This window comes from Nocardia acidivorans NBRC 108247 (assembly GCF_001625085.1).
GTDB classification, from domain to species: Bacteria; Actinomycetota; Actinomycetes; order Mycobacteriales; family Mycobacteriaceae; genus Nocardia; species Nocardia acidivorans.
The window spans coordinates 88,563-110,806 of the sequence record NZ_BDAW01000024.1 but is presented as its reverse complement, the minus strand read 5'-3'; the positions used below and the strand labels follow the sequence as shown (position 1 = coordinate 110,806).

Annotated in this window: 19 protein-coding genes; 14 read left to right on the top strand and 5 right to left on the bottom strand. The window is 66.9% G+C overall.

The window, feature by feature from the left end; all coding sequences use genetic code 11:
• Window positions 1–12 precede the first annotated feature (12 nt).
• Window positions 13–1,368: a dipeptidase gene (locus NA10_RS15085; RefSeq protein WP_067568443.1), complete on the top strand. Its 1,356-nt coding sequence runs from the start codon at window positions 13–15 to the stop codon at window positions 1,366–1,368.
• 164 nt (window positions 1,369–1,532) lie between these two features.
• On the opposite strand, the gene NA10_RS15080 is transcribed toward NA10_RS15085, so the two are convergent.
• A complete protein-coding gene (locus NA10_RS15080) occupies window positions 1,533–2,177 on the bottom strand; it encodes an MBL fold metallo-hydrolase (protein WP_067568442.1) in 645 nt (214 codons plus the stop codon).
• Between the two features lie 182 nt (window positions 2,178–2,359).
• On the opposite strand from NA10_RS15080, the gene purS reads away from it, so the two are divergent.
• Both purS and purQ read left to right on the top strand, forming a co-directional pair.
• A complete protein-coding gene (gene purS / locus NA10_RS15075; RefSeq protein WP_067568441.1) occupies window positions 2,360–2,593 on the top strand; it encodes a phosphoribosylformylglycinamidine synthase subunit PurS in 234 nt (77 codons plus the stop codon).
• The gene (gene purQ / locus NA10_RS15070) at window positions 2,590–3,267 is read left to right on the top strand and encodes a phosphoribosylformylglycinamidine synthase subunit PurQ (protein ID WP_067568440.1); all 678 of its coding nucleotides are present in this window, start codon (window positions 2,590–2,592) and stop codon (window positions 3,265–3,267) included. The genes purS and purQ overlap by 4 nt, the downstream gene beginning before the upstream one ends.
• A gap of 84 nt (window positions 3,268–3,351) precedes the next feature.
• Here purQ and NA10_RS15065 read toward each other — a convergent pair whose 3' ends face one another.
• A complete protein-coding gene (locus NA10_RS15065; RefSeq protein ID WP_067568439.1) occupies window positions 3,352–4,440 on the bottom strand; it encodes a substrate-binding domain-containing protein in 1,089 nt (362 codons plus the stop codon).
• 43 nt (window positions 4,441–4,483) lie between these two features.
• On the opposite strand from NA10_RS15065, the gene NA10_RS15060 reads away from it, so the two are divergent.
• Together NA10_RS15060 and NA10_RS15055 are read left to right on the top strand one after the other, a co-directional pair.
• Window positions 4,484–4,921, top strand: a complete 438-nt coding sequence (locus tag NA10_RS15060) for a MarR family winged helix-turn-helix transcriptional regulator (protein ID WP_067568471.1) — start codon at window positions 4,484–4,486, stop codon at window positions 4,919–4,921.
• Between the two features lie 125 nt (window positions 4,922–5,046).
• Window positions 5,047–6,366: a M18 family aminopeptidase gene (locus NA10_RS15055; protein WP_067568438.1), complete on the top strand. Its 1,320-nt coding sequence runs from the start codon at window positions 5,047–5,049 to the stop codon at window positions 6,364–6,366.
• Here NA10_RS15055 and NA10_RS15050 read toward each other — a convergent pair.
• Complete coding sequence (locus NA10_RS15050; RefSeq protein ID WP_084514695.1) at window positions 6,363–7,619, bottom strand: glycosyltransferase 87 family protein; 1,257 nt, start codon at window positions 7,617–7,619, stop codon at window positions 6,363–6,365. The genes NA10_RS15055 and NA10_RS15050 overlap by 4 nt on opposite strands.
• Before the next feature lie 375 nt (window positions 7,620–7,994).
• Here NA10_RS15050 and purL point away from each other — a divergent pair, with 375 nt between their 5' ends.
• Window positions 7,995–10,289, top strand: a complete 2,295-nt coding sequence (purL, locus tag NA10_RS15045) for a phosphoribosylformylglycinamidine synthase subunit PurL (protein WP_067568437.1) — start codon at window positions 7,995–7,997, stop codon at window positions 10,287–10,289.
• Between the two features lie 96 nt (window positions 10,290–10,385).
• On the opposite strand, the gene NA10_RS15040 is transcribed toward purL, so the two are convergent.
• Window positions 10,386–10,676, bottom strand: coding sequence for a YiaA/YiaB family inner membrane protein (locus tag NA10_RS15040; RefSeq protein ID WP_067568436.1), 291 nt, complete (start codon window positions 10,674–10,676; stop codon window positions 10,386–10,388).
• Window positions 10,677–10,820: 144 nt separating this feature from the next.
• Here NA10_RS15040 and NA10_RS15035 point away from each other — a divergent pair, with 144 nt between their 5' ends.
• From NA10_RS15035 to NA10_RS15025, 3 genes are read left to right on the top strand one after another with little or no spacing between them, the layout of a single operon-like run.
• Window positions 10,821–12,590 carry an alpha/beta hydrolase gene (locus NA10_RS15035; protein WP_067568435.1) on the top strand — a complete coding sequence of 590 codons (1,770 nt, stop codon included), beginning with the start codon at window positions 10,821–10,823 and terminating at the stop codon, window positions 12,588–12,590.
• The gene (locus tag NA10_RS15030; RefSeq protein ID WP_067568434.1) at window positions 12,590–13,228 is read left to right on the top strand and encodes a CPBP family intramembrane glutamic endopeptidase; all 639 of its coding nucleotides are present in this window, start codon (window positions 12,590–12,592) and stop codon (window positions 13,226–13,228) included. Before NA10_RS15035 ends, NA10_RS15030 begins: the two co-directional genes overlap by 1 nt.
• Before the next feature lie 10 nt (window positions 13,229–13,238).
• Window positions 13,239–13,625 (top strand): sterol carrier family protein, encoded by a 387-nt coding sequence (locus tag NA10_RS15025; protein WP_067568469.1) that lies wholly within the window; start codon window positions 13,239–13,241, stop codon window positions 13,623–13,625.
• Between the two features lie 8 nt (window positions 13,626–13,633).
• Here NA10_RS15025 and NA10_RS15020 read toward each other — a convergent pair whose 3' ends face one another.
• Window positions 13,634–14,965 carry a YhgE/Pip domain-containing protein gene (locus tag NA10_RS15020; RefSeq protein WP_245677212.1) on the bottom strand — a complete coding sequence of 444 codons (1,332 nt, stop codon included), beginning with the start codon at window positions 14,963–14,965 and terminating at the stop codon, window positions 13,634–13,636.
• A 115-nt stretch (window positions 14,966–15,080) separates the two neighbouring features.
• On the opposite strand from NA10_RS15020, the gene purF reads away from it, so the two are divergent.
• The 5 genes from purF to NA10_RS14995 all read left to right on the top strand — a co-directional run bounded on the left by purF (window position 15,081) and on the right by NA10_RS14995 (window position 22,216).
• Complete coding sequence (gene purF, locus NA10_RS15015; RefSeq protein WP_067568433.1) at window positions 15,081–16,646, top strand: amidophosphoribosyltransferase; 1,566 nt, start codon at window positions 15,081–15,083, stop codon at window positions 16,644–16,646.
• A 333-nt stretch (window positions 16,647–16,979) separates the two neighbouring features.
• Window positions 16,980–18,521, top strand: coding sequence for an ABC transporter substrate-binding protein (locus NA10_RS15010; protein WP_067568467.1), 1,542 nt, complete (start codon window positions 16,980–16,982; stop codon window positions 18,519–18,521).
• Window positions 18,521–19,543 (top strand): ABC transporter permease, encoded by a 1,023-nt coding sequence (locus tag NA10_RS15005; protein ID WP_067568466.1) that lies wholly within the window; start codon window positions 18,521–18,523, stop codon window positions 19,541–19,543. The genes NA10_RS15010 and NA10_RS15005 overlap by 1 nt, the downstream gene beginning before the upstream one ends.
• A gap of 17 nt (window positions 19,544–19,560) precedes the next feature.
• Window positions 19,561–20,541 carry an ABC transporter permease gene (locus NA10_RS15000; protein ID WP_373862377.1) on the top strand — a complete coding sequence of 327 codons (981 nt, stop codon included), beginning with the start codon at window positions 19,561–19,563 and terminating at the stop codon, window positions 20,539–20,541.
• Window positions 20,534–22,216 (top strand): ABC transporter ATP-binding protein, encoded by a 1,683-nt coding sequence (locus NA10_RS14995; protein WP_067568431.1) that lies wholly within the window; start codon window positions 20,534–20,536, stop codon window positions 22,214–22,216. The genes NA10_RS15000 and NA10_RS14995 overlap by 8 nt, the downstream gene beginning before the upstream one ends.
• Window positions 22,217–22,244 lie beyond the last annotated feature (28 nt).

The window sequence follows — 22,244 nt, the reverse complement described above, 5'->3', positions numbered from 1 at the left end:
GGAGGAGAGGTAATGACCGAAGACGCCCTGCGCACCGCCGTGCGTGAACTCATGCCGCGCGCGAAAACCGATCTGACCGAGCTGGTTTCGTACAGGTCCGTCTATGACGCTCGGCAGTTCCCGGTCGAGGAGTGCCTGAAGGCCGCGCAGTGGGTCGCGGACGCTTTTGCGGCCGAAGGACTTACGGATGTGGGTCTGCACGAGACCCCCGACGGCAGTAACGCGGTCATCGCCCGCTATCCCGCGCCGCCCGGTGCGCCCACCGTCATGCTGTACTGCCACTACGACGTACAGCCTCCGCTCGGCGATGACGCCTGGAAGACGCCGGTCTGGGAACTCACCGAGAAGGACGGCCGCTGGTACGGGCGCGGCAGCGCGGACTGCAAGGGCAATATCGTCACGCACCTGACCGCACTGCGGGCGCTGCGAAAAGTGGTGGGGGACAAGTACCCCGTCGGTCTGACCCTGGTCGCGGAGGGCTCCGAGGAGCAGGGCACCGGCGGGCTGGAGCGGTTCGTCCCGGACAATGTGGAGCTGCTGCGCTCGGACACCCTGCTCATCTGCGACTGCGGTAATTTCGCGGTCGGCGTGCCCACCTTCACCCAGACGCTGCGCGGCAATGTGAATGTGCTCGTCACCATCGAAACCCTCGAAGGACCAATGCATTCGGGGATGTTCGGCGGCCCCGCGCCCGATGCCCTGGCCGCGCTCATCCACGTCCTGGCCAGCCTGCGCGACGCCGAGGGCAATACCACCGTCGACGGTCTGCCCAATGATCAGAAGTGGGACGGCGTGCAGTATCCGCCAGAGCAGTTCCGGGCCGACGCCAATATTCTCGACGGTGTGGACATCGTCGGCGGCGGCACCGTCTCCGATATGGTCTGGGCCCGACCGGCTCTCACGGTGCTGGGTATGGATGTGCCCCCGGTGGTCGGCTCCTCGGCGGCCATTCAGCCCAGGGCACGTGCCCGCCTCAACCTGCGCATCCCGCCCGGCGTGGAACCCCAGGACGCCCTGAAAGCCCTTACCGCGCACCTGGAATCGCATACGCCCTGGCATGCCAAGGTCACCATCGAGACCGAGGCGACCGGCTCACCGTTCCGCGCCGCGACCGATGGCCCCGCCCGCAAGGCCATGGCGGCCGCCTTCGCCGCCTCCTACGGCCGCGAGGCCACCACCGAGGGCCAGGGCGGCTCCATTCCCCTCTGCAATGTCTTCGCCGACATCTATCCGAACGCGGAGATCATGCTGATGGGTGTGGAGGAACCCAAATGCCTCATCCACGCACCCAACGAGAGCGTCGATCCCTCCGAGATCGAGCACATGGCCCTGGCCGAGGCCCTTTTCCTGGCCTCGTACGCCAAATAGTCGAAACCGGCGGCGCGACCCGGGCATCACCCGGGTCGCGCTTTCATGCGGCCCGGGCATCCGACCGGCCCCCATCGGGATTTCCGCGAATGTGGTGAATTCCCGTGCTGCGCAGCCTACTTCGATTCGAGAATTCGCAAGCCCGCAAAAATAGGGGCGGGGGATCAGAAATCGGTGTGGTCTTCCGGCTGAATGACGGTGAATTCGGTATCGGCGGGGGACATTTCGTTGAAGCGGCCGAAATAGATGCCCTGTGCGGCTGCTTCGATCATGCCGAAGTGGATGGGGAAGGCGGTGGTCGGATTGACCGCGCGGAGGTAGTCCACCGCTTCGCTGAGCCGCATCCACGGGGCGGCCGCGGGGAGGGCCAGTACGCCCACCGGAACGGGCGGCACCCAGAGGGAATCGCCCGGGTGGACCAGCTGTGCGGGGTCCTCGGGGGTGCCCAGTTGGAAGACGGTGTTGTCGATGACCGGGATCTCCGGATGGATCACCGCGTGCCGGCCGCCACCGCCGGTGATCTGGACGTCCTTGACCTTCAGCACATTCCCGGCGTGCACCGCTTCCCAGGGCTCGCCGCGCTGCTGCGCGGTCTGCGGATCGCTGAGCAGTCGCGCCTGCGGATTGGCGTCGATGAGCGCCTCGATGCGATTCGGGCAGATGTGATCGGGGTGCTGATGGGTGACGGCGATGGCGTCCAGTCCGGTGATTCCCTCGAACCCGTGCGAGAAGTTACCGGGGTCGAACAGGATCTTCGCGCCGTTCAACTCCACCAAGATGCAGGAATGTCCGAAATGGGCAATGCGCATGCCTGCCACGGTAGTCCCGCACCCGCATACGCACCACGATGGCTGTGGCGTGTGCCACGGGTGTTCTACCCGGTCGAGTGGGTTCCCGTCGCGCCAACTACTCTGATCAGCGAAACCCCCGCTCGGCCGCACGGTGCGAAACGCTGTCGTCCGGGCCCGCCCCACCAGCTGAGGAGCAACGCGTGGCACGTGTCGTGGTCGAGGTGATGCCGAAGGCCGAAATCCTGGATCCGCAGGGTCAGGCCATTGTCGGCGCGCTGGGGCGCCTGGGTCACCCCGGTATCTCGGAGGTGCGGCAGGGCAAGCGATTCGAGCTCGAGGTCGCCGACGATGTCAGCGAGACCGAGCTCGAGCAGATCGCCGAATCGCTGCTCGCGAACACCGTCATCGAGGACTGGAAGGTCGTCCGGCTGTGACCGCACGCATCGGAGTCATCACCTTCCCGGGCACCCTGGACGATGTCGACGCCGCCCGCGCGGTCAAGCTCGCCGGGGCCGAGGCCGTGAGCCTCTGGCACGGGGACGCCGATCTGAAGGGTGTCGACGCGGTCATCGTGCCCGGCGGCTTCTCCTACGGCGACTACCTGCGCACCGGCGCCATCGCCCGGTTCGCGCCGGTCATGGAGAAGGTCATCGAGGCGGCGGGTTCGGGTCTGCCCACGCTGGGCATCTGCAACGGCTTCCAGATCCTGTGCGAGGCCGGACTGCTGCCGGGTGTGCTCACCCGCAATGAGGGCCTGCACTTCATCTGCCGCGATCAGTGGCTGACCGTTGAGGCCGCGAATACCGCGTGGACCTCCCGGTACGAGCCCGGTGCGCAGATTCTGGTGCCGCTCAAGTCCGGTGAGGGCCGCTACCAGGCGTCCGCGCCGGTGCTGGACGAGCTCGAGGGGGAGGGCCGGGTGGTCTTCCGCTACTCCGGTGACAATCCGAACGGTTCGCAGCGCGGTATCGCGGGCATCAGCTCCGCCAACGGTCGCGTGGTCGGGCTCATGCCGCATCCGGAGCACGCCACCGAGGCGCTCACCGGGCCCAGCGATGACGGGCTGGGCATGTTCCTGTCCGTGCTGGACGCGCTGGTCTCGGCCTAGCCGAACAGTCTTGAGACAACCGGTCGTAAATACAATGCCCGCATCGTCGAGGACGGTGCGGGCATTGTCGTTTCGCGGGCTGACTCAGGCGCAGAGCCGGTCCAGGACCTCGAACTCGACGCCCTCGGCGCGCGCGATATAGCTCGGGAACAGCACCTGATTGCCATCGAATCCGATTGTGCCGGTAGCCGTTTCGATCGATCCCAGCTCGCCGACCACCTCGTGCAGGCGGCGCACGTCCAGAGAACCGGCGGCCTTGGCCATGGCGCAGAGCGTGCGGATCGCCTCGTATTCGGTATTGCTGAAGTTGGTGAGCTTGGGTGCGAAGTCGCCGTGCAGTCGCCGATAGCGTTCGGCGCGTTCGCGACTGGCGGGACCATTGACGAAGAAGCTGGAGGGCACATACAGATTCCGGTTGGCCTTCGCGCCGCCGGCGAGCAACACGTTGTCGTCGACCGCGGGGCTGACCCGCAATTGCCTTTCATCGCGTCCGATTTGGGCGAATTGCCGGTTGAATCGCGCCACATCCGCACCCACCAGCAGCACTATCACCCCATCCGCGCGATCCAATCGCGGATCGCTCAGAAACCCCTCGAAATCCGCGCCGAACGGAACGAATTCCTCCAGCGGCACGAATTCCTCCAGCGACAGCGCCCCGCGCTCGGCCAACTCCGCCCGCACCACCTCCGCGGTGCGCCGCGGCCACACATAGTCATTGCCGATGATCGCCCACCGCCGCGCCCCGAACTCGCGCCGCAGCCAGCGCAGCGCGGGCAGCAACTGCCGCCCCGGATCCGATCCCACCAGGAACAATCCCGGCGGCCGCTCATCCAGACCCTCGTGATCGGTGGCGAAAAGATACGGCACCCGCCCCGCGTTCACCCGGGTCACCGCCCGGCGCACCGCCGAGGTGTGCCAGCCGGTGATGGCGTGCACCATTCCGGTGGCCAGCAGAGCGGAAACCTCCAGCGCCACCTCACCGGGCTCGCGGCCGCCGTCAATGTGAGTGGCACGCAATTCCCGGCCGAGAATTCCTGTGCCACTGTTGATTTCTTCCACGGCCAATGAAATGGCGGCCTCACAGGAAGGCGCGAAGATACCGCCGGGGCCTTGCAGCGGCACTATGTTCAGGATCTCGATACTGTTCTCGGGGCTCCCGCGGAACGAGGTCATCGGATACCCTCTCCTCGTTCAAGTGAAATTGACGGGCGGGAATATGGCGACAATTCTAGGTGGGATTTCCACGCTGCATGGGGCGCTGCGGGCCGCGGAACGCAGTTGGCTTCGTCACCTCGACGCCGCGCTGTGCGCCAGACGGTTGACCGCCGACCAATGGTGCATGCTGACCAATCTCTCCTCCGATACCGGCATCACCATGAGCGAGCTGGCCGCCCGCGCGCAACTCCCGCCCTCCTCCGCCACCCGGCACGCCGACCATCTGGCCGAGCGCGGACTCATCTTCCGGGTCGCCGCCTCCGATGACCGCCGCCGCATTCTCATCGGCCTGAGCCGGCGCGGCGTGGAACTGGTCGATGAGGTGCGCGCCGAGGAGATGCGCGCCGAGGCCGAGCTACGCCGCTGCCTCGGCGGCGCGGATTATCTGGAGCTGCTGCGGCTGCTCGAACGCGTGTCGGATGTGCCGCTTACGCAATGAGACTCACCCGGTGAGCACGTCCAGTCCGAAGACGGGGCATTGCGGTCGCGGTCGCCACACCGAGCGGGCATGGGATAGGGCGTCCGTCTGCGGAAACTGAATATCGACTGCTTAGGATCGCAGTCATGCCAGTTGCCGAGACCACCGCGACCGCCGCCGGACTGTGCGAATTCATCGACGCCTCGCCCTCGCCGTACCACGTCTGCCGCACCGTCGCCGCCGAACTCGACGACCACGGTTTCACCCGGTTGTCGGAGTCCGCACCCTGGCCCTCCAGCAGCGCGGGCCGCTACTACGTGGTGCGCGGCGGCTCACTGGTCGCCTGGGCCGACGGCGGGCCGGGTGCGCCCACCGGATTCCGCACCGGGCAGGCCACCCCGTTCCGCGTTGTCGGCGCGCATACCGACAGTCCGAATCTGCGGGTCAAACAGCATCCCGATACCGCGGTGGCGGGCTGGCAGATGGTCGGGCTGGAGCCCTACGGCGGGGCCTGGCTGAACTCGTGGCTGGACCGCGATCTCGGCATTTCCGGACGGCTCTCGGTGCGCGACGGAAATGTGGTGCGGGAGCGGCTGATTCGCATCGACGAACCGATTCTGCGGGTACCGCAGCTGGCCATCCACCTCTCCGAGGACAGGCGCGGGGTGACACTGGATCCGCAGCGCCATGTGAACGCGGTGTGGGGGATCGGCGGGGAACCGCGCTCATTCCTGGCCTTCATCGCCGAACGCTCCGGCATCGAATCCGGTGCGGTGCTGGGGTGGGAGCTGATGACCCACGATCTGGTGCCGTCCAAGCTGATCGGGCGCGATCTGGATCTGGTGAGCGCACCCAGACTGGATAATCAGGGCACCTGCTACGCCGGGCTGCGGGCCTTCCTGGCCGCGGTCGCCGAACCCGGTGCGGCGGTGCCGGTGCTGGCCATGTTCGATCACGAGGAGGTCGGCAGCCAGTCCGATCGCGGCGCCCAATCCGGGCTGCTGCCCACGGTTTTGGAGCGCATCGTGCTGACCCGCGGCGGCGGGCGCGCCGAATACCTGGCCGCACTGGCCGGATCGGTGTGCGCGTCCGGCGATATGGCCCACGCCACCCACCCCAACTACCCGGACCGCCACGAACCCATGCACCGTATCGAGGTGAACGGCGGGCCGGTGCTCAAGGTCAACCAGAACCTGCGCTACGCCACCGATGCCACCGGCGCCGGGGCCTTCGCCTTGGCCTGCGCGCAGGCCGAGGTGCCGCTGCAACGCTACGTGCACCGCGCCGATCTGCCCTGCGGTTCCACCATCGGACCCATGACCGCCGCCCGAACCGGTATGCCCACCGTCGACGTCGGCGCGGCCCAGCTCGCGATGCACTCCGCCCGCGAAATGATGGGCGCCGCAGACGTTCCCGCCTACGCGGCGGCGCTCGCCGCGTTCCTGACCCCCGACGCCGCGCGCTAGGTCCGGCTCTCGACCCGTTTCGGCTCGGGGTGGTAGGTCAGCACCGCCACCACGAACAGGGCCAGGGTGAACAGCACGTAGCTGCTGCCGATGATCTGCTGCCACCAGGCCCAGGTGAGCTCGCGGTCGTGATCGTGCGGCAGCAGCCACTGCGGGCCGACGGCGAACAGGAGTACCGCCAGACCCGTCGCGCCCAGGAACCAGGGGCCGCGGCGGCCGGTGGCGATGGCATCGGCCACCACGACCAGCACCGGGGCGATCCACACCCAGTGATGCGACCAGGAGACCGGGGAAACCAGCAGCACCGCACCGGCGTTCACCATCAGTGCGGCGGCGTTCGCGCCCACCGAGATGAGCCGCTTCATCCAGATCGCGGCCAGGGCGACCGCGATCAGCGACAGGACGACCCAGATCAGCGTGGCCGCCGAATGGGAGACGCCCAGCCGGTAGGCGAAACCCTTCAGCGACTGATTGCCCGCGTACCAGGGCGGACCGATTCGCCCGGTATCGGAGAGCGTGTGGAACCAGTACTGCACCGAATCATGCGGGAACAGCGCGAAACCCACCGCCACCGCGCCGATGGTGGACAGCACCAGCGTGGCCGCGCCCTTCCAATCCTTGCGCAGCAGGAAATAGAGCAGATACCCGCCGGGCGTCAGCTTCACCGACACCGCGATGCCGATCAGCATGCCGCGCGGCCAGAAAGGCTTGCGCGCCAGGCAATCCAGGGTGATGGCGGCCATCAGCACCAGGTTGATCTGCCCGAAGCCGTAGGTCTGCCGAATCGGCTCGGCCAATTGCAGGATGGCGAGCGCGCCGATCACGATGGCCAGTCGATTCGCCCGCGCCAGATTCGGCCGCAGCCGATCCAGCACCACCCACAGCGTGATGCCGAGCGAGGCGATCGAGACGATCAGCACCGCCCATTCGGACAGCACCAGCGGCATGAGCGCCAGCGGTGCGAAGAACAACGCCGCCAAAGGCGGATAGGTGAACGGCAATCCGAGCCCGTAGACCGGCGGCATCGGACCGTACAGATCCTTGTCGTCCAGCCAGGCCCGCGCCCCGTTGCGATACACCTGTAGATCGATGTACCCGTGCCAGAAGTGCGCGAAATAACTCACGAGCGCGGACACCACGAACAGCGCGACCGCGATGAGGAGCAGCTTCTTCTGCTGCCGAGTCAGCGAGGAATCCCGCGGTGCACTCTTGGGCTTCTCCGCCGGATCCGCCAGCCCGGATCGTTCGTTCACCGGGACAGACTAGCTGTGTTATTGGCCTCCGCTTCGCTGCGGCGGGTTCGCGGCCCTGAGTCTCGCTTCTTCCCTCCCTCCGCTCCTCCGCTTCGCTCCCCCGCTCCACTCGGTCCAGAAGCGAGACGGCCGCGAACCTCGAGGGTTGGGCACGGGGGCGGTTGTTGCTGAAACCATTTCGCGTGTCGCAGGTGGGTTACCCCGACCTCGCGAAATCAGTCCTTCGCACCGCCTGGGGTGTGGTGGCGCACACAGGCAATAGGTGGGCGAAAGTGCTGTTCGAGGGGGAACTAGACTCGGGCCGGTATCTCGCCGAAATCCAGCATGCCGGTTCTCGGTTCTGACCTGCCCGGCCGAAAGGACTCTGGTTTCCCCGTGACCAGCCACGTCGATACCGTCAGCAACGCCGCGGCCAGCCCGGACCTCGCGCAGCCCTATAAGGAACTCGGCCTGAAGGACGACGAGTACGCCCGCATCAAGGAGATTCTCGGCCGGCGGCCGACGGATGCCGAGCTGGCCATGTACTCGGTGATGTGGTCCGAGCACTGCTCGTACAAGTCCTCCAAGGTGCACCTGCGCTACTTCGGCGAGACCACCACCGAACAGATGCGTTCCTCGATGCTCGCGGGTATCGGCGAGAACGCCGGTGTGGTGGATATCGGTGACGGCTGGGCGGTGACCTTCAAGGTCGAATCGCACAACCACCCCTCGTATGTGGAGCCCTATCAGGGTGCGGCCACCGGCGTCGGCGGTATCGTCCGCGACATCATGGCCATGGGCGCGCGCCCGATCGCGGTGATGGATCAGCTGCGCTTCGGTGCGGCCGACCACCCGGATACCCGCCGCGTCGTCGACGGCGTGGTGCGCGGTGTCGGTGGTTACGGCAATTCGCTGGGCCTGCCGAATGTCGGCGGCGAGACCGTGTTCGACGCTTCCTACCAGGGCAATCCGCTCGTCAACGCGCTGTGCGCGGGCGTCATGCGGGTCGAGGACCTGAAGCTGGCCTTCGCCTCCGGTGAGGGCAACAAGATCATTCTTTTCGGTGCGCGCACCGGCCTCGACGGTATCGGCGGCGTGTCGGTGCTGGCGTCGGACACCTTCTCGGGTGACGAATCCGGTTCCGGCCGTAAGAAACTCCCCAGCGTGCAGGTCGGCGACCCGTTCACCGAGAAGGTACTCATCGAGTGCTGTCTGGAGCTGTACCACTCCGGTGTGGTCGTCGGCATCCAGGACCTCGGCGGCGCCGGACTGTCCTGCGCCACTTCCGAACTGGCCGCCGCCGGTTCCGGCGGTATGCACATCAATCTGGACGCCGTCCCGCTGCGCGCGGCGAATATGTCTCCCGCCGAGATCCTTTCGAGCGAATCGCAGGAGCGCATGTGCGCCGTGGTCGCCCCCGAGAATGTGGATCGCTTCATGGCGATCTGCAAGAAGTGGGATACCACCGCCACCGTCATCGGTGAGGTCACCGACGGCGAGCACCTGCGGATCACCTGGCACGGCGAGACCGTCGTGGACGTCCCGCCGCGCACCGTCGCCCACCACGGCCCGGTGTACGAGCGCCCCGTGCAGCGCCCCGCCGACCAGGACGCGCTGAACGCGGATTCCACTGCCGCGCTGAACCGTCCGAAGACCGGCGACGAACTGCGCGCCACCCTGCTGAAGATGATCGCCAGCCCGCAGCTGTGCTCGCGCAAGTGGATCACCGAACAGTACGACCGCTACGTGCGCGGCAATACCGTGCTCGCCGAGCACGCCGATGCCGGTGTCATCCGCATCGACGAGGAGTCCGGCCGCGGTATCGCGCTGGCCACCGACGCCTCGGGCCGCTACACCAAACTGGACCCGTACACCGGCGCACAGCTCGCGCTGGCCGAGGCGTTCCGCAATGTCGCCACCACCGGCGCCGCCCCCAAGGCCGTCACCAACTGCCTGAACTTCGGTTCGCCGGAGGATCCGGGCGTCATGTGGCAGTTCCAGCAGGCCGTTCGCGGTCTGGCGGACGGCTGTGTGGCCCTTGGCATTCCGGTCACCGGCGGTAACGTCTCGTTCTACAACCAGACCGGCCAGACCGCCATCCTGCCGACCCCCGTGGTCGGCGTGCTCGGCGTCATCGACGATGTGCACCGCCGCATTCCGACCGGCCTGGGCCTGGAGCCCGGCGAGACCCTCATCCTGCTCGGCGAGACCCACGATGAGCTGGACGGCTCCATCTGGGCGCAGGTCGAACACGATCACCTGGGCGGCGTACCGCCCAAGGTCGACTTCGCCCGCGAACAGCTGCTGTCGGAGATCCTCACCGCCGGTTCCCGCGACGGCATGATCAGCGCCGCGCACGACCTCTCCGAGGGCGGTCTGGCGCAGACCGTCATCGAGGCGTCCCTGGCCGGTGAAACCGGTTGTCGCATCCTGCTTCCCGAGGGCGCGGACCCGTTCGTCGCGCTCTTCTCCGAATCCGCCGGTCGCGTACTGGTGGCCGTACCGCGCTCGGAGGAGACCCGCTTCACCAAGATGTGCGACGCGCGCGGCCTGCCGTGGGCCCGCATCGGCGTGGTCGATCAGGGCTCGGACTCGGTCGAGGTGCAGGGCCAGTTCTCGATCACCCTGGACGAACTGCGCACCGCCTTCGAAGGCACACTGCCCGCACTGTTCGGCCACTTCGAACACTGACCCAGCGCGCGCGACGCGACTACCGAAGCACCCCGCCGCACCGGACCCCTCGTTCCGGGCGCGGCGGGGTGTTCTCGTTCCGCCGCGGGTCGGGGATCACGAGACGACCTTGAACGGATCATGTTCGGCCATCAGCTTTTCCAAGCGGGCCTCGTCGATCCGGGAGTGCACCTTGGTCGACTCGTACTGATCGCGAATCACTTTCGCGAGGGTGAAACAACTGCTCACCAGGAACAGCATGGACATCAGCAGAAATCCGCGCTGCCAGAAATCGAGTGGGAGTCGTGCGATGCCGATACCCATGGCGCAGAAGCTGATTCCGAAGGCGATGACGGCCTGAGCCAGAAAAGCGGTGGTGCTCTTGGTCTGTGCGCTGGAGGTGCTCATGGCCATCGAGTCTGTCGAGCCAGAGCCCCGGAGCACCCCGTACAACTACTCGAGTGGCGTGGGTAGAACCAACACGCCGCGATCATGGTGCCACTCACACCGGTGCATCCCCGGATTCGAGGGTGCGCCGTCCATACTTGACGGGTGCTGGACCCCGCCGTGACATGGACGCGGCTGCGCACGCGCAGCGCCGCGTTCCTGCGGCGTGGCTGGGGCAGGCGGGCCGCGCGCGTGGCCGCCCGCGCCGAGGACGTCGTCGACCTCAATCACACCGGGCTGGCGGTGGCCACCCTCTTCTTCGCCCTCTCGCTCACCCCGTCCCTGGTACCCCGCGACTGGCTGTTCCAGGGCTTGATCTCCGGGCTCAACGCCGCGGCCGGGTACGGCGTGGGCTGTGTTCTGCAATGGTTGTTCCGCAAGTGGATTCGGCCGCGGCTGCCGATCGGCACCCCGCCCGAATGGGTGCGCTACGTGGTCGAGGTCGCCGTCGTGCTCACCTGTGCCCTGGCCGCGGCGTACATGCTGGTCATGTCCGCGGACTGGCAGCGCGAGATCACCGGGCTGATGGGTATGGAGGGCACCACCCGCGCCGCCTACCTGCGCACCGGCGGTTTGAGTTTCGTGGTCGGCGCGCTCGTGGTGGCGGTGTTCCGAACCCTGCGCGAGACGGTGCGATTCATCGGGCGTCAGCTCAGCCGGTGGGTGCGCATCCCGCCCGCGCTCGCACCCGCCACCGGGGCGCTGCTGTTGTTCGTGCTGATCATCACGCTCTTCAATGGCGTTGCCACCCGGGCCTTCTTCGCGGTCGCCAACTCCGCGTTCAGTGTGCGCAATGACAAGATGACGCCGTATGCCGTACAGCCCACCCGGCCCGAACGCTCCGGGAGTCCGGAATCGCTGGCCAAATGGGAGACCCTCGGTTCGGAGGGGCGCTGGTTCGTCTCGCACGGACCCGACCCCATGCTCATCAGCGCCGTCACCGGAAAGCCCGCGCGCCAACCCATTCGGGCGTACGTGGGCTTGCAGTCGGCCTCGTCGGACACCACCGAGGAGGAGTTGGCGGTCGCGGAATTGCAGCGCACCGGGGCCTTCGACCGCAAGGTGCTGGTCATCGTCACCACCACCGGTACGGGCTGGGTGAATTCCATGAGCGCGGCCGCTCTGGAGTACATGTACGGCGGTGATACCGCGATTCTGGCTTCGCAGTACTCGTATCTGCCCAGCGTGCTGTCCTTCCTCGCGGACCGGCAGAAGGTCGCGATCGCCGGGCGCAAGATGTTCGACGCGGTGTACTCGGCCTGGTCGGCGCGGCCCGAGAACGCGCGCCCCAAACTGCTGGTCTACGGCGAGAGCCTGGGCTCACAGGGTTCCGAAGCGGCCTTCGACGGTCTGGCCGATCTGCGCTCCAAGGTGGACGGCGCGCTCTGGGTCGGCCCACCCAATTCGAATCGACTGTGGGAGCAGTTCGTGTCGCGCCGCGATCCGGGCACTCGCGAGGTGGACCCCATCTACGCGGACGGTCTGGTCGTCCGATTCGCCGCCACCGCGGCGGACCTGGACAAACCCTCCGCAGACTGGCGACGACCCCGCATCGCCTACCTCATGCATCCGTCGGATCCCATCGTGTGGTGGTCCTCGGATCTCATATTCTCCCAACCGGATTGGCTCTCCGAACCGCGCGGGGCCGATGTTTCTCCTCAGATGCGCTGGTCGCCCTTGGTCACCTTCTGGCAGGTGGCGGCCGACCTCACCAATGCCCAGGGGGTGAGCGACGGCCACGGCCATCGCTACGGTTCGCTGGTCCTGGACGGCTGGGCCGCCATTGCCGCACCCCCGGAGTGGACCCCCGAACTCTCCGAGAAGATCCGCACCCAGATCGAACTCGCCGAGGAGTATGAACGAGTGGTGAAGTAGTGCGCGGCCTGAAAGCCGCTGCGGCCGTTGCGCTCCCACTGCTGTGGAGCGACCGGCTGCTGCCCGCGATGAAGCTGGATGTCCGCGGCCGCACCGCCGCCAATACCGCCTTCGCCATTTCCTACAGCATTGCCCTGCAAGGGAATCCACGGTGGATATCCGAACGTGGCTTGCGCGCGGGAACCATCGCGGGGGGTGTCGTTCTCACCGGTTACGGTGCGGCCCTGGCGATTCCGCCGATCCGCCGCCAACTCGCCGGAGCCGAACATCGCGGGCCCGCCGTCTCGACCCTGGAGTGGGCGGGGCTGCACATCCCGGGCGGCACCGTCTACAGCGAGGAACTCGTCTATCGCGCGACCTTGACCCCGCTGCTCGAACGGACCCTCGGCGGCTCCGGAAGATGGCTGGGCGCACTGACTTTCGGCCTCTCACACATCCGTGCCGCCCGCTCCGCCGGAGATTCGGTCCCGGGCACGATCGCGGTGACCGGCCTGGCCGGTGCGCTCATGGACGCCCTCTATCGGCACACCGGAAGCGCGACCGCCCCCGCGCTGCTGCATCTGGCCATCAACTCCGGTGGTGCCCTGCTCCCGTTCGCGGCCCGCCGGATATCCGGCCCTGTCGGGGGTCGGCGGTAACCTGGCCGTCGTGGCTGGACGTGGAGCGGTGAATCCGGGGGAGGTCAGGGCGGCGGTGGCCGCGGTGGGGGAGTGGCTGCGCGACGCATCGGTCCCGGCTCCCGCGCGGGCCGAGCTGGCGGCGGCGGTGCGGGGGACGGCACGGTCATTGGCGGCGGACGCGCCTGGTGGGGCGGTGGAGGTGCGGGTGCCGCCGTTCGTGGCGGTGCAGTGCATCGAGGGGTTGCGGCATACGCGGGGGACGCCGCCCAATGTGGTCGAAACCGATCCTCGCACTTGGCTATTGCTGGCCACGGGACTGCTCGACTTCGAGGCCGCCGTCGCCTCGGGTGTGCTCACCGCCTCGGGTAGCCGGGCCGCCGAAGTGGCGCGGTGGCTACCCATCGTTCCGCTCTGACGCGAAACCTACTGTGCCGCTGCTGTCGCGGGCTTGCGCTCCAAACCCTTGCGGTCGTAGAAGCGGGTGATGGCGAGGCCGAAGACCAGGCCGATGGCCAGGCCCAGCACGGACATCCAGATACCGCGCGACAGTCCGGCCGCCCCGCTGCCGTTGAAATACAGGATGGAGCGCGTGCCCAGGAACACCTGGTGCATGGGCTCGAAGCTGGAAAGCCAGCCGAAGTACTTGGGGGTGGCCTCGATCGGGACCGTGCCGCCCGAGGACGGCAGGCCCAGAATGATGAAGACGATCAGATTGATGATCAGGCCCGCGGTGCCCACCGCGGCGAGTACTGCGGTACAGGTGAAGCCGACCGCGGTGATCACGAGCGCGCCGTAGAGGAACAGCAGCAGCGGGCGATCGATCGGCATGCCCAGGGCCTTGCCGATACCGAGCAGCACACCCGAGACCGCGATCGACAACACCACCACCGCAGACCATTTCAGCAGCAGGGTGTGCACGCGGGAGATCGGCGTGCGTGGGAAATGCACGTACCACGGACCCCATTCGGTCGGCAGGAACCCGAGTGCGGAGTCGATGAGCTGATGAATGATCATCGCCCCGACCATGCCGACCAGGAGCAGCAGCAGACTGTAGAAGAACGCGGTCAGACCCTCACCGGAACCGCCGGGCAGCGGCCGGAATTGATCGACCACGATATTCAGCGGTTGCGCCAGCGTGATCAGCGTCGCGGCGGACAGCTCCGGGGCGGGCGGTCCACCGGGCGGCGGTGTCAGCGTCGTCTTGACCTGATCGGTCAGCTGCTTGCCGACCTGCGCGTTCACCTGGGTGAGCGCCTCCGCGCCGAATTTCTGCACGATCGCCGTCGCGAACGCCCCGGTGCGCGGATTGGTCTGCAAGGTGATGGTCGGCTTGCTGATATCCCCGGGCACCACACTGCCGACACCGAGAATGCCGAGCCGCTTGGAGAAATCGCTCGGAATGATCAGGGTCCCGTACACCTGCGCCGACTGCATCTGCAGCTGCGCCTCATTGATGCCGAGGACCCGCAGATCGATCTTGTCCGCGGGCACCGCCTGCCGCAGCCCCGCCTCGACCTGATCACCGAAGTTCACATGTTTGGTCTCCCCGCCGGTGTTCAGGTCGTCGCCGACATCCTGATTCACCAGCGCGATCGGGAAATTGTGCAGGTTCTTCTCGGGATCGACGATGTAGTCGAGGTACATGACGCCGAGCAGGGAGGCCAGCAGCGTCACCACCACAATGGGAAAGGCCCACCTGAGAGGGGTCAGATGCCGCGGGGTCGGAGTCGATGCCGAAGGACCGGTGCTCACCACGCCCGAACGCTAGCAGCAAACCCCCTGCCATCGGGGTTATCCCAGCGGTGGGTTGCGCCACGGTTACCAGTACTATGGGGTCTGCCCCCCGCCCGCCGAACAGGGAGCAAACACGGTGACCCTGCCCCCCGCCGACACCACCCCCGATCAGCCCGAGAACGAACCGCGCGAAGAGTGTGGTGTTTTCGGTGTCTGGGCCCCGGGCGAAGATGTGGCCAAGCTCACTTACTACGGGCTGTACGCCCTCCAGCATCGCGGTCAAGAGGCAGCCGGCATCGCCGTCTCCGACGGTTCGCAGGTACTGGTATTCAAGGATCTGGGCCTGGTGAGCCAGGTCTTCGACGAACAGACGCTCGCGGCCATGCCCGGCCACGTCGCCGTCGGCCACTGCCGCTACTCCACCACCGGCTCCACCACCTGGGAGAACGCCCAGCCGATCTTCCGCACCACCGCGGTGGGCTCCGGACTTGCGCTGGGCCACAACGGAAATCTGGTCAATACCGCTGAATTGAGTGCTCGCGCACGGGAACTCGGCCTGATCAGCGGCCGCCTGGCCGGGAATATGGCCGCCACCTCCGATTCGGATGTGATGACCGCGCTGCTCGCGCACGCCGCCGCCGACAAGAGCATCGAACAGGCCGCTCTCGAACTGCTTCCGACCCTGCGCGGCGCCTTCTGCCTGACCTTCATGGACGAGCACACGCTCTACGCCGCGCGGGATCCGCACGGTGTACGCCCGCTCTGCCTGGGCCGCCTGGAGCGTGGCTGGGTGGTCGCCAGCGAAACCGCCGCACTCGATATCGTCGGCGCCTCCTTCGTGCGCGAGATCGAGCCGGGCGAACTGCTGGCGATCGACGCGGACGGCGTGCGCTCGCTGCGCTTCGCCAATCCCACGCCCAAGGGCTGCGTCTTCGAAATGGTGTACCTGGCCCGCCCGGACAGCACCATCTCCGGTCGGTCGGTGCACGCCACCCGCGTGGAGATCGGCCGCCGGCTGGCCGTCGAACATCCCGTCGAGGCCGATCTCGTCATCCCGGTGCCGGAATCCGGTACCCCCGCCGCCGTGGGTTACGCCCAGGGCTCCGGGGTGCCCTACGGCCAGGGCCTGATGAAGAACGCCTATGTGGGCCGCACTTTCATCCAGCCCAGCCAGACCATTCGCCAGCTCGGCATCCGGCTCAAGCTGAATCCGCTGCGCGAGGTCATTCGCGGTAAGCGCCTGATCGTGGTGGACGACTCCATCGTGCGCGGCAATACCCAGCGCGCATTGATCCGAATGCTGCGTGAGGCAGGCGCTTTGGAGATCCACGTGCGGATCGCCTCGCCGCCGGTCAAGTGGCCGTGCTTCTACGGCATCGACTTCGCCTCGCGCGCGGAGCTGATCGCCAATGGGGCCGGGCCCGACGGTATCGAGGGCACCAGTATGGACGAGATGGTGGAGGGTGTGCGCCGCTCCATCGGCGCGGACAGCCTGGGCTACATCTCCCTCGACGCCATGGTCGCCGCCACCGAGCAGCCGCGCTCGCGACTATGTTGCGCCTGCTTCGACGGCGACTACCCGATCGCCCTGCCCACCGAGGCGGCCATTGGCAAGAACCTGCTCGAGAGCGTCCTCACCGGCGCGACCGAGGCGGAACTGCTGGCGGACAACGCGAATGCGAGCGCCCTGAGCCGCCCGTAGCCGATCCCGCCACCCGAGGTAACCAGCTCGACGCACCCCGTGCCCGTCCGCGATCTCCGCGGGCGGGCACGAGTGTTTTCGCGCCCTTTTCCTGCCATTGCTCGCGAATTGCGCTGTCGCAGTTGGGTCATCGTCCTGCTCGGGCAGGTAATGCAAAAGTGATGAGTTTGTTCGTATTCGCAACATTCCGGTTATAACCGGCAGATACTGTCCGCAGCCAAACGAAGTCCACCGCGGCGCGGCGGGGTCGCGACCCGGCCCACGCGCCGCGTCTCGAAAGCAGGCGGTATGCGCGCTAAAACTATTGCGGCAGTGGGGCTGGCAGGTCTCACCATGCTCGCAGCGGCAGGTTGTGGGTCCGGGCGAACCGGGGGAGACAGCGGGGGCGCCGGTCTGGTGGTGGGTACCACCGACAAGATCTTCGCGCTCGACCCGGCCGCGGCCTACGACAATGGATCACTCCTGGTGGAGACGCAGGTCTACCAGTTCCTGATGAACTTCGCCCCCGGCGAGGCAGTGCCGAAACCCGATGCCGCGCAGAAGTGCGGCTTCAGCACCCCGACGGTCTACTCCTGCACGCTGAAGCCGAATCTGAAGTTCGCCAACGGCAATCCGCTCACCGCCAACAGCGTGAAGTTCTCCTTCGACCGCATGCTCAAGATCAACGACCCGAACGGTCCGGCGTCGCTGCTGGGCAATCTCGACCACACCGACGCCCCCGACGCGACCACGGTCAATTTCACCCTGAAGGTGGCCAACGACCAGACCTTCCCGGCCATCCTGCCCACCCAGGCCGGTCCCATCGTCGACGAGAAGGTGTTCCCCGCGGACAAACTCCTCGACGACGACGCGGTGTGGAAGGCCAAGCCGTTCTCCGGTCCGTACTCCATCACCAGCTACGACAAGAACAAACTCGTGTCGTACCGGGCGAATCCGGATTACGACGGCCTCTTCGGCAAGCCCAAGACCGAAACCGTCTCCACCAAGTACTTCGCCGGTTCGGAGAATATGCGCCTGGATGTGCAGAACGGCGATATCGACGTCGCCTGGCGCTCGCTCGCCCCGACCGATATCGAATCCCTGCGCAATAACGACAAGGTGACCGTCAAGGAGGGCCCGGGCGGCGAACTGCGCTACATGATCTTCAATATGAACACCATGCCCGGCGCCAACCCGGCCGCGAAACTCGCCGTGCGCAAGGCACTCGCCTCCTCGATCGACCGGGAGGCGCTGTCCACCGGCGTGTACAAGGGCACCTACGCGGCCGCGTACTCCTCTGTGCCGCAGGGCGTTCCGGGCGCCACCGAACCCTTCAAGGACATCTACGGCGCCAAGCCGAACAAGACCGCCGCGGCCAAGTTCCTCGCCGACGCGGGTGTGGCCACCCCGGTGGATCTGAATATCCAGTACAACACCGATCACTACGGCAGCACCTCCTCCGAGGAATACGCCGCCATCAAGAGCCAGCTCGAAGCCACCGGGCTGTTCAAGGTGAATCTGCAATCCACCGAATGGGTTTCGTATCAGAAGGAACGGGTCAAGGACACCTACTCGATCTTCCACTTCGGCTGGTTCCCGGACTATCCGGACGCCGACGACTACCTGACCCCGTTCTTCGGCACCAACAACTTCCTGCAGTCGCATTTCGAGGATCCGCGCATGAATGCCGAACTGCTGGCCGAGGTGACCGAACCCGACAATGCCAAGCGCATGGCAGCCCTTGCCACCGTGCAGCGTTCGCTCGCGGCCGACTTCATTCCGATCCTGCCACTGCTCTCGGGTAAGCAGATCGCCGTCGCGGGCAAGGGCGTCTCGGGTGTGGAGAACACCCTGGACCCGTCCTTCAAGTTCCGGTTCGGAGTGCTCAGCAAGTGATCTCCGGTCAACTGCTGCGGTACCTCGCGGTACGGCTGCTGCTGATCGTGCCCACCACCTGGATTCTGGTGACAGTCGTATTCTTCCTGATGCGGGTGGTGGGCGATCCGATCACAGCGGCGCTCGGCGGACGGCTACCGGCCGACCAGCTCGCGGCGCGCAAACACGCCGCCGGGCTGGACCGGCCCATCCTCACCCAGTATTGGGACTACATCAGCAAGCTCGCACGCGGGGATTTCGGCCGCTCCCAAGACAATCGGGCGATCACCGAAGTGGTGTCGACCTACGGAGCGGCCACCCTCGAGCTGGTGTTCTGGGCACTGATCGTGGCCTTCGCCGTCGGAATTCCGTTGGGGCGCTACGCCGCCACCCGTCGTGATACGGCCGCCGACGCGGGATTGCGACTCTTCGCGATCCTCGCCTACGCGGCGCCGGTGTTCTTCGTCGGCCTGCTGCTCAAACTGATCTTCTCGGTGAAACTGCACTGGCTGCCCGCCTCCGGACGGGCCAGCACCAATGTCGAACTCGCCCTGCAACATGTCTCGCCCAAGACGAATGTGCTGTTCATCGACGCGATTCTGTACGGCGACACCGGGTACCTGATGGACGTGCTCAAACACGCTGTGCTGCCGGCCGTCGCACTGGGCCTGCTCACCGCGGGCGTGTTCCTGCGGCTGGTCCGGATCAACCTGATCCAGACCCTGCGCAGCGATTACGTCGACGCCGCTCGCGCGCGCGGCCTGTCCGCGCGGGTGGTGACGCGGCGGCACGCCTTCCGCAATGCGCTCATACCCGTCGTCACCGTCATGGGCATGTACATCGCCTCCATGCTGGGCGGCGCGATCCTCACCGAACGGACCTTCGACTGGAAGGGGCTCGGCTATCAGCTCACCGAGTACCTGACCCAGCGTGATTTCGTCGCGGTGCAGGGCATCGTCACCTTCCTGGCGCTGGTGGTGGCGATCATGAGCTTCCTGGTGGATCTGATCGTCGCGCTGATCGACCCGAGGGTGAGGTTCTGATGACTGCACCGGAAGTAATGGCCGATCCGGCCGTCCCGCCCCTCGCGGTCCGCGGCGGCCGGCGCGGCATACCGGGGCTCCGGCTGTTCGGCATGACGCACGGATTCCAGCGCGCCACACTGATATTCGGCGTCGTGCTGATCGTGATATTCCTGCTGGCCGCGCTGCTGGCGCCGTGGATCGCACCCTACGGCCTGGCCCAGAACGCTGCCGACGGCGTCGATTTCGTCCGCCAGCAGCCACCCTCGGGACAGCATTGGCTCGGCACCTCGGTGCGCGGGGAGGATGTGCTGTCGCGCGTGCTCTACGGTGCGCGCACCGCGCTGTACGTCATCGCGGTCTCGCTGGTGCTCTCGCTGTTCGCCGGCGTCCCTTTGGGATTGATCTCCGGCTATGTCGGGCGCTGGGTGGACCGGGTGCTGGTGCTGTTCATGGACGCCATGTTCGCGTTCCCGACCCTGCTGCTGGCCATCGTGGTCTCGATCATGGTGGCGGGCGGCAACTCCAGCAAACTCGGCGGTGTGCTGTCGGCGGCCGTCGCCATCACGGTCATCTTCGTCCCGCAATACTTTCGAGTGGTGCGCAATGCCACCGTCGCGGTGAAGAACGAACCGTACGTGGACGCCGCGCGAGTGAGCGGGGCCTCCACGCTGCGCATTCTGTACCGGCACATCTTCGCCAACGTCACCCAGTCGTTGCCGGTCATCATCACCCTCAATGGCGCGGAGGCGATTCTCACCCTCGCCGGACTCGGCTTCCTGGGCTTCGGCATCGAACCCACCCAGGCCGCCGAATGGGGCTTCGACCTCAACAAGGCACTGCAGGACGTACCCAACGGCATCTGGTGGACCGGCGTATTCCCCGGCGCCGCAATCGTTCTGGTGGTGCTCGGCATGACGCTCGTCGGGGAGAGTCTCAACGAAGTACTCAATCCGCTGTTGCGCACCCGCCGCGGTGTCGACGCCGCCGCACCGGAACAGGAGGCCGCCGATGCCTGACCAACCCGAGCCCGCACAGGCCACGACGCTCGAAAAGCGCAGTCCCGCACTGGCGGTCGAGGCCCTCTCGGTCACCTTCGCCACCGATGCCGGGGCCGTGCGCGCGGTCTGCGACGTCTCCTACGAGGTGTATCCGGGTGAAGTCCTCGCCGTGGTGGGCGAATCCGGCTCCGGCAAATCGGTGAGCTCACGCACCGCCATCGGACTGCTGCCGTCCACCGCGCGGGTGAGCGGCACCGTCACCCTGGGCAGCGCCGAGATCACCCGGATGAGCGAACGCCAGCTCACCGCGGTGCGCGGCGGTGATATCGCCATGGTGTTCCAGGAACCCGGCTCCGCGCTCGACGCGCTCTTCACCGTCGGCTACCAGATTATGGAAGCCCTGCGCGCACATAAGAAGATGTCCCGCATCGCCGCGCGCACCCGGGCCATCGATCTGCTGCGCCTGGTCGGATTGCCCGAACCCGAACGCCGCGTCGACTACTACCCGCATCAACTCTCCGGCGGGCAGAAGCAGCGCGTCATGATCGCCATCGCCATCGCCTGCGAACCCAAGGTGATCATCGCCGACGAACCCACCACCGCACTCGATGTGACGGTGCAGGCCGAAATCCTGGAACTGCTGCGGGATCTGCGCGATCGCATCGGCAGCGCCATCATTCTCATCACGCACAATATGGGCGTGGTGGCCGATATGGCCGACCGCGTGGTCGTCATGCGCGCCGGGCGCGTCGTCGAACAGGCCACGGCCGATGAGCTTTTCGCCAACCCCACCCAGGAGTACACCCGGGCGCTGCTCGCCGCCGTCCCGCACCTGGGCACCTCGACCCGGGCCGCACCCGCGGTGGAATCCGGGGAGCCCGTGCTGGAGATCACCGATCTCACCGTCGAATTCTCCAGCGGGCTGCGGCGATCCACCTTCACGGCGGTGCGGAATGTGAGCTTCGAGATCGCGCGCGGGGAAACCCTCGGCCTGGTGGGCGAATCCGGGTCGGGCAAATCGACCATCGGCCGCTGCGCCGCCGGATTACAGCGCGCCACACGCGGATCCGTGCGCGTGCACGGCGCCGAACTGACCGGCCTCTCCGAACGGCGGCTGCGGCCCATGCGCCGCCGGCTCGGCTTCGTCTTCCAGGATCCGGCGACCTCCCTCAACCCGCGCCTCACCGTCGGCGACTGCGTGGCCGAACCGCTCGTGGTGCACCGCGCCGCCACCGGCGCCGCCATGCGCGATCGGGTCCGCGCACTCCTGGACGACGTCCAGCTCCCCGAGGGCACCGAAAAGCGCTACCCGCACGAACTCTCGGGCGGCCAGCGCCAGCGCGTCAGCCTGGCCCGCGCCCTGGTCCTGAATCCGGACCTGCTCATCGCCGACGAACCGACCAGCGCCCTGGACGTCTCGGTCCAGGCCACCGTCCTGCGACTGTTCGCCGACCTGCAACGCGAATACGGCTGGGCCTGCCTGTTCATCAGCCACGACCTCGCCGTGGTCGACCAGCTCTCGGACCGCGTCGTGGTCCTCTGCAATGGCGAAGTGGTCGAACAGGGCACCCGCGACCAGATCCTGCGCACCCCCACCCAGGACTACACCCGCCGCCTGGTGGCGGCGGTTCCCGTCCCCGATCCGGAAGAGCAGCGCCGAAGGCGCGCGGAAAGGCGGGAACTGATCTCGTGAGGCGGGGGTGACTCACCGGGCACTGCGT